General features: G+C 71.2%; 15 protein-coding genes. 10 read left to right on the forward strand and 5 right to left on the reverse strand.

Translation table 11 applies throughout. From position 1 onward, the window contains the following. Positions 1–80: 80 nt before the first annotated feature. Positions 81–554: a carboxymuconolactone decarboxylase family protein gene (locus SVTN_RS12445; RefSeq protein WP_041129150.1), complete on the forward strand. Its 474-nt coding sequence runs from the start codon at positions 81–83 to the stop codon at positions 552–554. 67 nt (positions 555–621) lie between these two features. Further along, positions 622–1,545, forward strand: coding sequence for an RNA polymerase sigma-70 factor (locus SVTN_RS12450; protein WP_041129151.1), 924 nt, complete (start codon positions 622–624; stop codon positions 1,543–1,545). A 290-nt stretch (positions 1,546–1,835) separates the two neighbouring features. Here the strand turns inward: SVTN_RS12450 and SVTN_RS12455 are convergent, their stop codons facing one another. After that, complete coding sequence (locus SVTN_RS12455; protein ID WP_041129152.1) at positions 1,836–2,051, reverse strand: hypothetical protein; 216 nt, start codon at positions 2,049–2,051, stop codon at positions 1,836–1,838. Further along, positions 2,048–2,269 (reverse strand): hypothetical protein, encoded by a 222-nt coding sequence (locus SVTN_RS12460; protein ID WP_041129153.1) that lies wholly within the window; start codon positions 2,267–2,269, stop codon positions 2,048–2,050. The genes SVTN_RS12455 and SVTN_RS12460 overlap by 4 nt, the downstream gene beginning before the upstream one ends. A gap of 132 nt (positions 2,270–2,401) precedes the next feature. On the opposite strand from SVTN_RS12460, the gene SVTN_RS12465 reads away from it, so the two are divergent. The 6 genes from SVTN_RS12465 (at position 2,402) to SVTN_RS12490 (ending at position 8,729) form a co-directional block, all read left to right on the forward strand. Further along, positions 2,402–3,235 carry a helix-turn-helix domain-containing protein gene (locus tag SVTN_RS12465; RefSeq protein ID WP_041129154.1) on the forward strand — a complete coding sequence of 278 codons (834 nt, stop codon included), beginning with the start codon at positions 2,402–2,404 and terminating at the stop codon, positions 3,233–3,235. Next, positions 3,217–3,411: a DUF397 domain-containing protein gene (locus SVTN_RS12470; RefSeq protein WP_041129155.1), complete on the forward strand. Its 195-nt coding sequence runs from the start codon at positions 3,217–3,219 to the stop codon at positions 3,409–3,411. Before SVTN_RS12465 ends, SVTN_RS12470 begins: the two co-directional genes overlap by 19 nt. A 264-nt stretch (positions 3,412–3,675) precedes the next feature. Next, a complete protein-coding gene (locus tag SVTN_RS12475) occupies positions 3,676–4,587 on the forward strand; it encodes a hypothetical protein (protein ID WP_041133832.1) in 912 nt (303 codons plus the stop codon). A 40-nt stretch (positions 4,588–4,627) separates the two neighbouring features. Then, on the forward strand, positions 4,628–5,425 hold the full coding sequence (locus SVTN_RS12480; RefSeq protein WP_041129156.1) for a hypothetical protein: 798 nt from the start codon (positions 4,628–4,630) through the stop codon (positions 5,423–5,425). Between the two features lie 137 nt (positions 5,426–5,562). Further along, a complete protein-coding gene (locus SVTN_RS12485) occupies positions 5,563–6,933 on the forward strand; it encodes an FAD-dependent oxidoreductase (protein WP_041129157.1) in 1,371 nt (456 codons plus the stop codon). 65 nt (positions 6,934–6,998) lie between these two features. Then, entirely contained in the window at positions 6,999–8,729 is a 1,731-nt protein-coding gene (locus SVTN_RS12490; RefSeq protein WP_041129158.1) for a helix-turn-helix domain-containing protein, read from the forward strand. Positions 8,730–8,809: 80 nt separating this feature from the next. Here the strand turns inward: SVTN_RS12490 and SVTN_RS12495 are convergent, their stop codons facing one another. The 3 genes from SVTN_RS12495 to leuA all read right to left on the reverse strand — a co-directional run bounded on the left by SVTN_RS12495 (position 8,810) and on the right by leuA (position 12,921). Then, positions 8,810–9,502 (reverse strand): TerB family tellurite resistance protein, encoded by a 693-nt coding sequence (locus SVTN_RS12495; RefSeq protein ID WP_041129159.1) that lies wholly within the window; start codon positions 9,500–9,502, stop codon positions 8,810–8,812. 131 nt (positions 9,503–9,633) lie between these two features. After that, entirely contained in the window at positions 9,634–10,929 is a 1,296-nt protein-coding gene (locus tag SVTN_RS12500) for a choice-of-anchor A family protein (protein ID WP_041129160.1), read from the reverse strand. A 228-nt stretch (positions 10,930–11,157) separates the two neighbouring features. Next, positions 11,158–12,921 (reverse strand): 2-isopropylmalate synthase, encoded by a 1,764-nt coding sequence (gene leuA, locus SVTN_RS12505; RefSeq protein ID WP_041129161.1) that lies wholly within the window; start codon positions 12,919–12,921, stop codon positions 11,158–11,160. 293 nt (positions 12,922–13,214) lie between these two features. Here leuA and SVTN_RS12510 point away from each other — a divergent pair, with 293 nt between their 5' ends. Both SVTN_RS12510 and SVTN_RS12515 read left to right on the forward strand, forming a co-directional pair. Then, positions 13,215–14,258, forward strand: a complete 1,044-nt coding sequence (locus SVTN_RS12510) for a M4 family metallopeptidase (protein WP_041129162.1) — start codon at positions 13,215–13,217, stop codon at positions 14,256–14,258. A 29-nt stretch (positions 14,259–14,287) separates the two neighbouring features. Then, positions 14,288–14,545, forward strand: coding sequence for a protealysin inhibitor emfourin (locus SVTN_RS12515; RefSeq protein WP_041129163.1), 258 nt, complete (start codon positions 14,288–14,290; stop codon positions 14,543–14,545). The last annotated feature ends 3 nt before the right edge of the window (positions 14,546–14,548 follow it).

Genomic DNA, 14,548 nt, shown 5'->3' on the forward strand with positions numbered 1-14,548 from the left:
CATTCCCCCGTGTCACAGGGGGCCGGGCTGCCTCGTCTCGTGGGTGTAGCCAGTCAGTGACCCGCACCGAGGAGCACCCCATGGACGCCCGACTGAACCTCTTCGCCAGCGCCACCGCCGGCAAGGCCTTCAAGCACATGATGGCGGCGGGCAGGGCCGTCAAGGAGTCGACGGTGCCGGCCGCGACCCAGGAGCTGGTCGCGCTGCGCGTGAGCCAGATCAACGGCTGCGCGGTCTGCATCGACATGCACACCAAGGAGGCCGCCCACGCCGGTGAGACCCCGGTACGGCTCAACCTGGTGGCGGCCTGGCGCGAGGCCACCGTCTACACCGAGGCCGAGCGCGCCGCGCTTGAACTGGCCGAGGAGGGCACCCGGGTCGCCGACGGGGCCGGCGGCGTCAGCGACGAGGTCTGGGAGCGGGCCGCCCTCCACTACGACGAGGAGGAGCTCGCCGCCCTCGTCATGCACATCGCGTTCATGAACCTGGCGAACCGGATCAACGCCATCACCCGGCAGCCGGCGGGCGACTACGAGGTCGGCCAGTTCCACTGACGGACACCGCCCGCCTGGATGATCATGAGGGCGGGTACGGGTACGGACACGGGGAGAGGAAGCCGTCATGAGCAAGGTCGAGGAGTTCGAGGAGCTGCGTCCGCTGCTGTTCTCGATCGCCTACCGGATCCTGGGCAGCGTCAGCGAGGCCGAGGACGCCGTCCAGGAGACCTGGCTGCGCTTCGACGGCTCCTCCACCCGGCCCACCTCGACCAAGGCCTTCCTGTCGGCCACGGTCACCCGCCTCTCGATCGACGTCCTGCGCTCCGCGCGGGTCCGGCGCGAGGAGTACGTCGGCCCCTGGTTCCCCGAGCCCCTGCTCAGCGATCCGTACCAGGACCCGGCGCGCTCGGTGGAGCTGGCCGACTCGGTCTCGATGGCGGCCCTCCTGCTCCTCGAACGGCTCAGCCCCCTGGAGCGGGCCGTGTTCCTCCTGCGGGAGGTCTTCGCCTTCGACTTCCAGGACATCGCCGAGGCCGTCGACCGCTCGGAGGCCGCCTGCCGGCAGCTGCTCGTACGGGCCAGGCGGCACATGCACGACGGACGCCCCCGGTTCGCGGCCGACCGCCAGGAACGCCAGGAACTGGCCACGCGGTTCTTCGACGCGCTCAAGAACGGCGACGTGGGCGGGCTCCAGGACCTCCTGGCCGCCGACGTCCAACTCGTCGGCGACGGCGGCGGAAAGGCCCCGAACTTCGCCAGGAGCATCGTGGGCGCGGAGAACGTGGCGCGGCTCCTGGGCGCCGTCTTCCCCGTACTCCTGGAGATCGACGTCACGTGCGAGCCGCACGAGGTCAACGGCCAGCCCGGCGCGCTCTTCCGCGACCGCGACGGCAGGATCCTCCAGGTCTTCGCCCTCGACGTCCTCGACGGCCGGATCCAGAGCATCCGTACGGTCCTCAACCCCGACAAGCTCGGCCACCTCGGCCCGGTGGCCGACGCCTGGGCCGTCACCCGGGAGCTCCAGCAGACCCGCCGCCGCGCCCGCTGACGGGCGTGGTTGTCCGCTGGCCAGCCGAGCCCGCAGAGGATGCTGGAGGCGGATCCGTGGCCGTTGGGGACTCCGGCACCACCGCCGAGTACCCGACAAGGGCGTGCCGGTAACGGAAGCCGGCCCGCACCCCGTGCTCCTGTCCGTGCCCCCGTACGACCGTGTCGAGCCGGTCGCGGGCCGAGTCCTTGAGGACGACCACGTGACCGGTGCGGCGAGACGCACGCAGCTCGGGCGCGGCGGATGGACCGACAGACCGCCCCGAACGGCGTTTCACCCGACCGGAGGGGTCACGGGACCTCGCCCCGGCTGCGGGCGTTGACGTGCGCCGTGGCCGCGCTCAGCCGCTCGGCCGAGGTGGCCTCGCGCACCCCGTCCGGCTCCACGTCCCACTCCCGCCCGCCGCCCAGCGGCCGGATCTGGACGTAAGGACCCTCGCGCCCCATGAGCGTCCCCACCCGTCCGGTGCGGATCTCGACGACGTACGACCCGATGGGCAGCGTCACGATCGACTCTCCTCCCTCGGCAGTACGGCGGCGGCGAGGAGCCGGGCCGTTTCCACCGTGCAGCATCCCAATTCCACGAGCGGCCGCGGGGGCTCGGCGGCGAGCGTGACGACGTCGAGCCCGAGCGAGGGGAGCGTGATTCCCGCCCTCGCGAGGGCCTCGCGCAATTCCGCCACCGCCTCCTGTGCCGTTCCGACTGCCCCCGTGGTCGCCTTCATGTGTTCTTCCTTCACCAACGTATGCCTTTCTGAATCCATTTCCCGCTTCGCCTCTCCAGAGTGGGGGCAGATCCGTAGAATCGGCAGACGCGCAGGCCGTACAACTGCGGCGTAGGGTTGGGGAGTTAATCCATGGCCAAGAGCAAGCAGCAGGACGCGTGGGAGTTCTTCGGCGAGCTCCTGAAGGAACGCCGCGAGGCGGCGGGGCTCACCCAGAGCGAGCTGGGCAGACGGGTGTTCGTATCGGGGGCGTACATCGGTCTGTTCGAGCAGGGAATTCGAAAGCCGCAGTTGGATGTGGCGATCCGAATCGACGAGGTCCTACAAACCGGCGGTATTTTCGAACGTACGTGGCGCAGACTCATCGACAAGTCGCCGTACGCGTCTTATTTCAGCGAGGTCGCGGAGCTGGAGGGGGTAGCGACGAAGATCTGCGAGTTCGCGCCGCTGGTGGTGCCGGGTCTGATGCAGACGGCAGAGTACGCGCGGGCGGTGACGCTGGCGACGCACCCGTTCGCCGCGGAGGACTTCATCGAGGAGAAGGTCACCGCGCGGATCGACAGGGCGGCGATCCTCAGCGGTACTACAAGGCCCGAGTATTGGGTGGTACTGCACGAGAACTCCGTACTCACCCCTGTCGGCGGCCCATCGGTAATGGCGGCCACGCTGGATCGCATCACGACCCTGGCGCGGGAGCGGCAGGCACTGGTGACCATCCTGCCTCGCTCGGTCGGCGCGCACGCTCACATGACCGGAACACTCAAGCTCATGGAGTTCGAGGACCAGCCGCCAACGGCCTATACGGAGACCGGGTTTTCGGGGACGCTCCTCGATGATCCGGCTGTGGTGAAGCAAGCCCAGCGCGCCTACGATCTGCTCAGGGTCGCCACCTTGTCGCCGGAGGCGTCCTTGACCCTGATCGAGTCGGCGGCGGAGGACTACAGACGATGCGCCAGTACGACGTGAACAACGCCCAGTGGTTCAAGAGCTCCTACAGCAACGGCGACGGGGGCGACTGCGTCGAGGTCGCATACGACTTCACCGACGTCATCCCCGTCCGCGACAGCAAGGTCCCCGACGGCCCCGTCCTCGTCGTGCCGGCGGCTGCCTGGGCGGCGTTCGTCGCCGGCATCGCGGGCTGACCCCCGCCGCCCGTTGTGGGCAGGCGTTCCGCAAGGGGCGGAACGGGTGGGCACAACGGACGGCGCCCTTGCCGGCGCCCGAGGCTTCCGCGCCTGGACCCGCACCCCGTGTGCGCCGCCGCTGCGGTGCGGGTCCAGGCGCGGAACGCCTGGGCCCGGCTGGGGGGCACCGTCCCGATGGCGCTCCGCCGCGCTCGGTCGCAGCATGGAAGGAGGAGAACCGGTTCCCTTCCATGCCGCACGCACATCGCCGTGGGAGTCACCATGCCCATGCTGCTGATCAAGGGATCCTTCCATCTCTCCGGCCATACGGCCCCCGACGGGGACACCGTCCCCTTCATCCCGGACTACGTGGGCGAGTGGAAGCTCGTCCGGGGCTGCGAGAAGCCGCAGCCGGAGCGCGACGGTCACGTCGACGTCCGGCTCGAAGGCATCGACGCGCTGGAGACCCACTACACGGGGAACTACGGGGACGAGAAGCGCCAGCCGGCCAAGTTCGGCGACGAGGCCACGAACGCGCTGCTGACCTTTCTCGGTTTCCGTGACATCCAGCGCACCCCCGACCCTCACCATCCGCACGACATGATCTCCGCGACCCCGGACACGGTCCCGGGTTTCATCCTCACCAACGGCACCGACGTCTTCGGCCGCTGCGTGGCGTTCGCCTGCCCGGGGGACCCGCCGGGGGCCAGCGGCTACGAGCTGGACGTGTCGGTGAAGCTCCTGAAGGAGAGGACGGCCAACTACGAGCTGCTCCGCCTGGGTCTGGCGTATCCGACGTTCTACCAGGGACTGCTTCCCGTCCTGCGCGACGCGCTGGCCGAGGGCAAGGCGGAGGCTCAGGCAGGTATCGGAGTAGGCATCTGGAACACCACGGGCAACGCGTTCGGCGACGTGACCCTCAGCGGGGCGAAGATCACCGGGATGCAGTCGATCACCGACGACGTGGTGATCCTCCCGAAGCTGTTCCGCCGCCTGAAGGAGTACTTCTCGCTGGGCCACATCACGCTCGACGCCTTCCCCGCCTATCTGGCCGGAGCCGCGGACAAGTTCCTCGACCTGACGCAGGCCGACCCGAAGGAGCAGATCGGGCTCCACCGGATCGTCGAGATCACCGACAGCAACACCGTGAGGATGACGCTCCCTCCGGAGAAGATCCTCTTCAAGCCGAAGTGAGGCCTCCCGCAGGCCCGACTCCGCCCCTACCATCCCGTCCATGTCGATCATCTCGTCCATACCCGTGCTCAAGGGCCACGGCGGCACCGATCTGACCGCCGCCTCCGAGGGGCTGCTCCTGCGGAGCCGTCACGACGAGCTCTCGATCCCCGGCCAGGCCGTGGCCCGGGTGCGGGCCGAAGGGGGGTCCGTCGCCGTCGAGCTGCGGGTTCCCGCCGGGGCCGCGCCGGTGGCCCACCGGATCGAGGGTGTGGACGAGACCGCCGCCACCGCCTTCGCCGACGGCGTGAACTCCCTGCTGCTCGAACCGGACGAGGAGGTCGACGGCCGGTCCCTCGTCGTCCTGAGGACCTTCAGGACGCGCCGGGAGCGGTCGGCCCTGCGCCGGATGAAGTGGTCGGCGCTCGGCTGCCTCGTGGCGGTGGTCGCCCTGTCCGTGATCGGCGGGGTGGCGGGAGGCTTCGTCTATCCCGTCGCGATCGTCCCGATCGGGGTCCTCACGGGCGCGTGCCTCGTGGCCGGCGTGCACGAGCTGGGGGCGTGGACCCACCGGCGGCGCGTGCGCGGGCACGGCGTCAAGGAGTTCGCCCGGCCGGCCAATGTGCCGGGGACGTACCTCTATGTCGACAGGAGCGGGATGACCCGTACCGTGTCCAGTTTCGGCTCCGGGCCGTACGTCGAGATCGCCTACGACCCGGAGGATCCGGCGGACGTCTGCACCCTGAAGCCGGGCTTCGGGCAGCGCCTCAACATCTGGCTGGGGACGTTCCTCTTCGTCTGCGGGCTCGGCGGCGCGGCGGCGCTGGCGGTCATCACGGTCGACGCCCTCGGGTCCTAGTCGCCCTTTGGGAAGTCATAAGTCTGCCTTATGAGGCCATAGACCGGAGGCGGGTACCACCCCGCGCGAAGAGTTATTTAGGGTGGCCTAAGTGTCGGCGGCTTCGCCGCCACGTCGCTTGCGAAGGGAACCCAGTCATGCCCCGCCCCCTCCGGGTCGCGATCGTCGGCGCCGGCCCCGCCGGAATCTACGCCGCCGATGCGCTGCTGAAGTCCGAGGCCGCCGCCGAGCCGGGCGTGTCGATCGACCTCTTCGAGCGGATGCCCGCGCCCTTCGGCCTCATCCGCTACGGCGTCGCCCCCGACCACCCGCGCATCAAGGGCATCATCACCGCCCTCCACCAGGTCCTCGACAAGCCGCAGGTCCGCCTCTTCGGCAACGTGAACTACGGCACCGACGTCCACCTCGACGACCTGCGCTCCTTCTACGACGCGGTGATCTTCTCCACCGGCGCCATGTTCGACCGCGAGCTGAAGATCCCCGGCGTGGAGCTGGACGGCTCGTACGGCGCCGCCGACTTCGCGTCCTGGTACGACGGCCACCCGGACGTGCCGCGCACCTGGCCCCTGAAGGCCGAGAAGGTCGCCGTCCTCGGCGTCGGCAACGTGGCGCTCGACATCGCGCGCATCCTCGCCAAGACGGCGGACGAGCTGCTCCCGACCGAGATCCCGGCGAACGTCTACGAGGGCCTCAAGGCCAACAAGGCCGTCGAGATCCACGTCTTCGGCCGCCGCGGCCCGGCGCAGGCGAAGTTCAGCCCGATGGAGCTGCGCGAGCTCGACCACTCGCCGAACATCGAGGTCATCGTCAACCCCGAGGACATCGACTACGACGAGGGCTCGATCGCCGAGCGCCGCAAGAACAAGCAGACCGACATGGTCGCCAAGACCCTGGAGAACTGGGCGATCCGCGACGTCGGCGACCGCCCGCACAAGCTCTTCCTGCACTTCTTCGAGTCCCCCGTCGAGATCCTCGGCGAGGACGGCCAGGTCGTCGGCCTGCGCACGGAGCGCACCGAGCTCGACGGCACGGGCAACGTCAAGGGCACCGGCACCACCACGGACTGGGACGTCCAGGCGGTCTACCGCGCGGTCGGCTACCTCTCCGACGAGCTGCCCAAGATCCCCTGGGACGCCGTCTCCGGCACCATCCCGGACGAGGGCGGCCGCGTGATCGAGGAGACCGGCGCGCACCTGGCCTCCACGTACTGCACCGGCTGGATCCGGCGCGGCCCCGTCGGCCTCATCGGCCACACCAAGGGCGACGCCAACGAGACCGTCGCGAACCTCCTGGACGACTTCGCGAACGGGCGCCTGCTCACCCCGGAGACCCCGGAGGAGGACGCGGTCGTGTCCTTCCTTGAGGGCAAGGGCGTCACGTACACGACGTGGGAGGGCTGGTACGCCCTCGACGCCGCCGAGAAGGCGCTCGGCGAGCCGCAGGGCCGCGAGCGCGTGAAGATCGTCGAGCGCGAGGACATGCTGCGCGCCAGCGGCGCGCTCGGCTAGCGGCTCGCGGGGCCCTCACCTCTTCCCGGTCCTACGCTGGAAAGGACCCGGAAGAGGTGAGGGCCATGTCCGCACCCACGATCGACGGGATCGCGCGGGCGAGGACCGCGGCGGCGCGGGAGTCCTGGGCCGAGGCGTACGAACTGCTGCACGCCCACGACGCGCACCCCTCCCGCGCGCTGACCGCCGACGACCTGATGACCCTGGCCGACGCGTCCTGGTGGGCGGGCCACGTCGACGAGTCCGTCGCGGCCCGGCTGCGGGCGCACGCGGCGTACGTGGCGGGCGGCGACCACCGGGGCGCGGGCCTTGCCTCCTGGTGGCTGTCGTACGAGTACGAGGGCCTCGGGCGGCCCGCGGCGGCGGCCGACTGGCTGCACCGGGCCCACCATCACCTGGACGACGAGCCGCCCTGCCCGGAGCAGTGCTTCCTCGCGTGGAGCGAGGCGGAGGAGGCGTCGGCCCGCGGCGACAGCGCGGCGGCCCTCGCCGCGGCCCGGCGCATGACCCGGCTCGCCGTCCGCTCCGGCAGCCCGGACCTGCTGGCCCTGAGCCGCCACGCCCAGGCCTCCGTCCTCCTCGCCGACGGCCACCGCGCCGAGGCCCTCGCGCTCCTCGACGACGCGATGTGCGCGGTCTCGGCGGGCGAACTGAGCGGCCTGTTCACGGGCTGGCTTTACTGCCTGGCCCTGCCCCGGTGCATGCAGGCGGCGGACTTCGCCCGGGCGGTGGAGTGGACGAACGCGGCGATGGAATGGTGCGCTGCGCCGTGGACGGGCCGGCCGACGGAGGCCGAGCCCGCCGAGGCCGCCGCCCCGCTCCCCGTGGAGACGTTCCCTGTGAAGACGCTCCCCATGGAGACCCCCCTCACCGTCCCCTCCGGCGAGAACCCCTTCCGGGGCCCCTGCCGGGCGTACCGCGTCGAGGTGCTCGACCTCCTCGGGGCGTGGGAGCTCGCGGAGTCGGAGGCGCGGCTCGCGTGCCGGGAGGTGCCGGTGGACTGCCTGGAGTCGGCGGCCGCCGCGTACTACGCCGCCGGGGACGTCCAGCGGCGCCAGGGCCGCCTGGCGGAGGCCGCCGCCTCGTACGCGCACGCCCACGAGCTGGGCCGGATCCCACAGCCGGGCCTCGCGCTGCTGCGGCTCGCGCAGGGACGGGCCGAGGCGGCGGTGGCGGGCGTCGACCTGGCGCTCGCCTGCCAGAGCGACCCCCGCCACGACCTCCTCGGCCGGGCCCGGCTGCTCGCCGCCCGCACCGAGGTGGCCCTCGCCGTCCGCGACGTGCCGGGGGCGGCGGGCGCGGCGGCGGAACTGGAGGTCCTGGCCGGGGACGTACCGCTGCTGCGGGCGATGGCCGACACGGCGCGGGGTGCGGTGGCCCTCGCGGAGACCCGGCCGGAGCCCGCGCTGCGGCTGCTGCGCCGGGCGCTCGCCGGCTGGCTGGAGCTGCGGGTGCCGTACGAGGCGGCGCAGGTACGGATGCTGCTCGCGTCGGCCGACCGGGCGGTGGGCGACGAGGAGGCGGCCCGCCTGGAGCTGGGCGCGGCACGGGCGGTGTTCGAACGCCTCGGGGCGGTGCCGGACGCGCGACGGGCGGCGGCGCTGCTCACGGGCGGGCTCACGGCCCGCGAGGCGGAGGTCCTCCGCCTGGTCGCCTCGGGCGGCACGAACAAGGACATCGCGCAGGCGCTGGTGATCAGCGAGCACACGGTGGCGCGGCACCTGAACAACATCTTCGCGAAGCTGGCCGTGAACTCCCGAGCAGCGGCAACGGCATACGCCCACGACCTGGCCTGACGGGCACTACGGGCCCGCGCCCGCCCCGTTGTGGGAGGACCCGTCGTACGACCTGCCCGCCTTCGACGGACAGCCGAGGGTTACGGGACCGTGCGGGCCGAGGCGAGGAGGCGGACCGTGTCCTCGGGGGCGAGCGCGAGCGCGTTGCCGACGGTTCCGAGGACCTCGGTCTCGGCCGGGCTGTAGGCGCCGTCCGCGAGGGCGATCCGGGCGGCCTGGAGGAGGATCGACTCCCGCCCGGCGGGCGCCAGGTGCGGGGTGAGCGGCTCCAGGGCTTCGTGGAGCTCGATCGCGAGGAGCGTGCCCTCGGGGTTCACCTCGGGCATGAAGCGCCCGGTGTCGGCCTCCAGGGCCTCGACGAGGTCGACGAGCTGGACGGCCGTGCACTCGGCGTAGCCGGCGGACCGGACCGCGGTGACGGCCCGTTCGAGGACCTCGCGGGATTCGGTGCCGCCGGCCGCGAGGACGGCCAGGGCGACGGTGTGCACGGCGTCCCGCAGCATCGCGGAGAAGCGGCTCGTCGTCGGGTGGTCGAGCACCTCCGTACCGAAGTGCGTGTGACAGGCCGCGCACTCGACGACGGGGCCGGTACAGCCCCGGGGCAGGACGGGGACGCCCAGGACGGCGAACCTGCGGCGGCCGGTGCGCCGCCGGTAGTTGCGGTCGCCCCCGCACTCCTCGCAGAAGAACTCGCCGTCTCCGACGGTGTTCCAGGAGGTGCGGATTCCGCAGATGCCCACTTTCCCACCACGTGAATTCCGGGCAGACCGCACATGCACCTCCTCAACGGCCCGGCTGCACTGCCGGCGTTGGCGTGATGTTAGCCACATCCTTGATGTGGCGTCAGCACCCCGTCAGGAGTTCACCGCCGACTTGGCCGAGACACGTCACCGCTCTCGTGTGATCAGGAAGTGCGGCGGCGGCGCTTCGCGAAGGCCAGGAAGCCTCCGCCGACGGCGACGGCGGCCACGGCGGCCCCGATCGCGCCGGGACCGATGGCCGAACCGGTCGTCGCGAGATCACCCTCCGGGGTGGCGGACGGAGCCGGGGCCGGGGCCGTCGCGGGCGCGGTGGTGGCCTCGCCCGGGGTGCCCGGAGTGCCCGCGGTGGCCGGCGTGGACGGGGACGCGGAGGCCGAGGGGGTCCCGGGGGTGCCCGGGGTCGCGCCGCCCTGGCTCGGGGTGGGCGCGGGGGTGTCGGTCGGCTTGGGCGTCTCGGGGGTGACGACCGGCTGCGGGGTGGTCACCTCGGGAAGGCAGCCGGTGAAGTTCATCTGGTGGGTCTCGGAGCCGGAGGCGGTGTCCAGCGACTCGGCGATGACGGAGCCGTTGATGTGTCCGCTGGTCATGGTGACGGCGGCGTTGGGCGCGAGGATCGCTCCGGGCCAGGCGGAGGAGTTCTTCTTGACGGTCTCGGCCTGCGGGAAGTTCCACAGCAGCTTGGAGCGGATGCTCTTGTGGCCGTCGGTGTGCCGGTCGTAGTCGTCCTGGACGTAGTCGCCGCCCTCGGAGATCCAGACGCCGGAGGTGGGCTTGGCGGCCATGTCGTACGAGGTACCGATGACGTTCACGAGGGTGGAGGAGCCCACCGGGACCTTGAGGTAGATCTCGCCGGCCTTCTCCAGGTCGGCGCCGCTCACGGCGAAGACGTTCAGCTTCGCGTCGGTGCCGGTGAGGTAGAGGCTCCGTCCGTCGGCGGCCGTCTCGCCGTTGGGCCGCACGCCCGCCCAGTCGGCGGAGAGCTTGCGCAGCCCGGTGAACTCCTTGCCGAAGTCGATCGGGGAGGGCCCGGTGGCGACCTTGTCGCCGTCGACGTCGAAGGTCTCGCCCCGGGAGTTGTCCACGACCTCGCCGGCGATGCCGGACCCCTTCACCAGGACCACGCCGCTGGCCTTGAGGGTGCCGCCGACGATCAGGCTGTGCCCGCCGGGCAGCTTCGCGAGGTCGGTGTCGGAGAGGCGGGAGCCGACGGAGAAGCCGGAGCCGCCCGGTGCGCCGAAGGTGGCGTCGCCGCCGACCGCGACCGCGCCCTCGGAGTCGGAGTGGCGGACGGAGTCCTTCTCGACGAACTCGGCGTACAGGCCGGCCGTGCCGAGCGGATGCGGCACGCACTCCGCGGTGGTGGCGGAAGCGGCGGGGGCCCAGGTGAGGGCGGCACCGGTCACCGCGAGGACGGCGGCCACGGCAGCGGACGTGCGCATGCGGAACTCCAGGTCAGGGAGTACGGAGAGGGGAGGCGTGGGGGGTCCCGGGAGGGATGGTCCGTACCATCTGCCAGGCCGTGATGTGCCGTCAACTCACCTCATAGGGCGCGGATTCCGGCATGTCGCCATGATCTTCCTTAAGCGAGCCTGAAACCGTGACGCAGCTCACACACGACGGCGCCCCGCCCCCTCGCGGAGGGGACGGGGCGCCGTGCGGGCGTGAGGTCAGCGCGCGGAGCGGTTGACCGCCGAGATGACCGCCTTCAGGGAGGCGCGGGTCGTGTTGGCGTCGATGCCGATGCCCCACAGGACCTTGCCGTCGATGGCGCACTCGATGTACGAGGCGGCCTGCGCGGAGGCGCCCTCGCTCATCGTGTGCTCCTGGTAGTCCAGCAGGCGGGCGTCGACGCCGATGGACTGCAGCGCGGCGAAGAAGGCGGAGATCGGACCGTTGCCGGAGCCCGTCAGGACGGTGTCGACGCCGTCCACGACCGCCTCGACGGTCAGCGTGTCCGTGCCGTCGGTGTCGGAGGTCGTCTGGCCGGAACGCAGCTGGATGCGGCCCCAGGCGTTGTCCGGGTTGGGCAGGTACTCGTCCTGGAAGACGGCCCAGATCGCGGCCGGCGTGACCTCGCCGCCCTCGCTGTCGGTCTTCTGCTGGATGATCTTCGAGAACTCGATCTGCATCCGGCGGGGCAGGTCCAGCTTGTGGTCGTTCTTCAGGACGTACGCGATGCCGCCCTTGCCGGACTGCGAGTTGACCCGGATGACGGCCTCGTAGGAGCGGCCGACGTCCTTCGGGTCGATCGGCAGGTACGGGACGGCCCACTCGATCTCGTCGACGGTCTTGCCCTGGGCGGCCGCGTCGGCCTCCATGGCGTCGAAGCCCTTCTTGATGGCGTCCTGGTGGGAGCCGGAGAAGGCGGTGTAGACCAGGTCGCCCGCGTAGGGGTGGCGCGGGTGGACCTCCATCTGGTTGCAGTACTCGGAGGTGCGGCGGATCTCGTCGATCTGGGAGAAGTCGATCTGCGGGTCGACGCCCTGCGAGAACAGGTTCATGCCCAGCGTCACCAGGTCGACGTTGCCGGTCCGCTCGCCCTGCCCGAACAGGCAGCCCTCGATGCGGTCGGCGCCGGCCATGATCGCCAGCTCCGCCGCCGCCACGGCCGTGCCGCGGTCGTTGTGCGGGTGGACGGAGACGCAGATGTGCTCGCGGCGGGTCAGGTTCCGGGACATCCACTCGAACCGGTCCGCGTGCGTCGACGGCGTCGAACGCTCCACGGTGGCGGGCAGGTTGAGGATGATCTCGCGGCCCGGGCCGGGCTGCCACACGTCACAGACCGCCTCGCAGACCTCCAGGGCGAAGTCCAGCTCGGTGTCGGTGAAGATCTCGGGGCTGTACTGGTAGCCGAAGGTGGTCTCCGGGCCCAGCAGCTTCTCCGCGTACTCCATCACCAGACGGGTGCCGTCCACGGCGATCTGCTTGATCTGCTCCTTCGAGCCGCGGAAGACGACCCGGCGGAAGGTGGGCGCGGTGGCGTTGTACAGGTGGACCGTGGCGCGCTTGGCGCCCTTCAGGGACTCCACGGTCCGCTCGATCAGGTCCTCGCGGGCCTGGGTCAGGACGGAGATGGTGACGTCGTCCGGGATCGCGCCCTCTTCGATGATGGAGCGCACGAACGCGAAGTCGGTCTCGCCGGAGGACGGGAAGCCGACCTCGATCTCCTTGTAGCCCATGCGTACGAGCAGGTCGAACATCTCGCGCTTGCGGGCCGGGGACATCGGGTCGATCAGGGCCTGGTTGCCGTCGCGCAGGTCCGTGGACAGCCAGCGGGGCGCCTTGGTGATGCGCTTCTCGGGCCAGGTCCGGTCGGGGATGTTCACGGCCTCGTACTGGCCGTACTTGTGGATCGGCATCCCGGACGGCTGCTGCGTGTGGGTCGCGTTGGTGATGGGCGTCGGGCGGCTGACGAAAGGCGACTGAGACATTGCGTAGGGCTCCTCGGGTCCAGCAAGAAGGACGGCCGACTGTCGAACGCAGCACCAAAACCCGCGGGGAGGGGGTCGGCCTACGACTACAGGCCCTCGCCGCGGCAGCTAAGGAGAAGCAGCCCGAAACGCATGATGTGCGTCACCATAGCCCAGGTCCGAGAGAGGCGGACGTCCTGTTTCAGTATGCGGGACGGTGCCCGCGTCAAGGGCGAAAGGTGACCCATCACTCCATTTCGCCAATCCTCGTCCCAGCCCGTGACAGCGGCATCACGCAGTGCCACATTGCAAGGATGACTGCCCACACGCCTGTCTTCTGCTCGATCGTCCCCCCGCACGTCCTGGACCGCCTCGCCCGGTCCGCGGACCCCGCCGTCGCCGAGGCCGCCCGGCGCACCCTCGCGGTGGACCTCGGCCATCGCGAGGCCCGGACCGTCCGGCCCGCCTCGGGCCCGGCGGAACCGGGCACCGGAAAGCCCCGGCGCACGATCTACGACGCCAAGAACGGCACCCAGCTGCCCGGCCACCAGGTGCGCGCCGAGGGAGAGCCGACGCTCGCCGACGGCACGGCCAACCGCGCCTACAGCGGGCTCGGCGCCACCTTCGACCTCTTCCACGAGGTCTACGGCCGCGACTCGATCGACGGCGTGGGGCTGCCGCTCCTCGCCACCGTCCACTACGACGAGAAGTACGACAACGCCTTCTGGAACGGCGAGCAGATGGTGTTCGGCGACGGCGACGGCGAACTGTTCCTCGACTTCACCCTGCCGGTCGACGTCATCGGCCACGAGCTGGCCCACGGCTTCACCCAGCACACGGCGAACCTCGCGTACTACGGGCAGGCCGGCGCGCTCAACGAGTCCGTGTCCGACGTCTTCGGCTCCCTCGTGAAGCAGCACGCCCTCGGCCAGACCGCGGACCAGGCCGACTGGCTCATCGGGGCCGGGCTGCTCGCCCCCTCCGTCAGCGGCGAGGCGCTGCGCTCCATGAAGGCCCCGGGCACGGCGTACGACGACGACGTCCTCGGCAAGGACCCCCAGCCCGCCCACATGGACGACTACGTGCGCACCAACTCCGACAACGGCGGTGTGCACATCAACTCCGGCATCCCGAACCACGCCTTCTACCTGGCGGCCACCGCGCTCGGCAACCACGCCTGGGAGCGGGCCGGCCGGATCTGGTACGAGGTGATGACCGGCGGCACCCTGACCGAGGAGGCCCGGTTCTCCGAGTTCGCGCGGGCGACGGTGGCGGCGGCCCGGCAGCTCTTCGGCGAGGGCGAGGAGGCCGCGGCCGTGCTCGACGCCTGGGCGCGGGTCGGCGTACCGACCTCGTGAGCCGGCCGGTTCTGCGGTAGACAGGGCCCATGCGGATTCGAGTGCGGCGCACGGGCGGTTTCGCGGGCATCGAGCGGTCGGCGGAGGTGGACGTCTCGGGACCCGAGTGGGAGTCCCTGTCCGCCGCCGTCCTCGCGGACGGGGACGGCGGCGGTGGCGACCGGGGCGTGCCGGACGGCTTCTCGTACGAGATCACCGTCGACGGCCGCACGGTCCACTGCCGCGACCCGCGCCTCACGGACGCTCAGAGGACCCTCGTGACGAGGGTCCTCAAGGAAGGCGCGTAGGCC

Source organism: Streptomyces vietnamensis (genome assembly GCF_000830005.1).
GTDB lineage: Bacteria > Actinomycetota > Actinomycetes > Streptomycetales > Streptomycetaceae > Streptomyces > Streptomyces vietnamensis.

Coding starts and splice junctions, on each gene's coding strand:
- SVTN_RS12450 (WP_041129151.1), top strand. CDS start 622: ATGAGCAAGGTCGAGGAGTTCGAGGAGCTGCGTCCGCTGCTGTTCTCG.
- SVTN_RS12445 (WP_041129150.1), top strand. CDS start 81: ATGGACGCCCGACTGAACCTCTTCGCCAGCGCCACCGCCGGCAAGGCC.
- SVTN_RS12510 (WP_041129162.1), top strand. CDS start 13,215: ATGACTGCCCACACGCCTGTCTTCTGCTCGATCGTCCCCCCGCACGTC.
- SVTN_RS12460 (WP_041129153.1), bottom strand. CDS start 2,269: ATGAAGGCGACCACGGGGGCAGTCGGAACGGCACAGGAGGCGGTGGCG.
- SVTN_RS12485 (WP_041129157.1), top strand. CDS start 5,563: ATGCCCCGCCCCCTCCGGGTCGCGATCGTCGGCGCCGGCCCCGCCGGA.
- SVTN_RS12500 (WP_041129160.1), bottom strand. CDS start 10,929: ATGCGCACGTCCGCTGCCGTGGCCGCCGTCCTCGCGGTGACCGGTGCC.
- SVTN_RS12490 (WP_041129158.1), top strand. CDS start 6,999: ATGTCCGCACCCACGATCGACGGGATCGCGCGGGCGAGGACCGCGGCG.
- SVTN_RS12470 (WP_041129155.1), top strand. CDS start 3,217: ATGCGCCAGTACGACGTGAACAACGCCCAGTGGTTCAAGAGCTCCTAC.
- leuA (WP_041129161.1), bottom strand. CDS start 12,921: ATGTCTCAGTCGCCTTTCGTCAGCCGCCCGACGCCCATCACCAACGCG.
- SVTN_RS12515 (WP_041129163.1), top strand. CDS start 14,288: ATGCGGATTCGAGTGCGGCGCACGGGCGGTTTCGCGGGCATCGAGCGG.
- SVTN_RS12480 (WP_041129156.1), top strand. CDS start 4,628: ATGTCGATCATCTCGTCCATACCCGTGCTCAAGGGCCACGGCGGCACC.
- SVTN_RS12465 (WP_041129154.1), top strand. CDS start 2,402: ATGGCCAAGAGCAAGCAGCAGGACGCGTGGGAGTTCTTCGGCGAGCTC.
- SVTN_RS12475 (WP_041133832.1), top strand. CDS start 3,676: ATGCCCATGCTGCTGATCAAGGGATCCTTCCATCTCTCCGGCCATACG.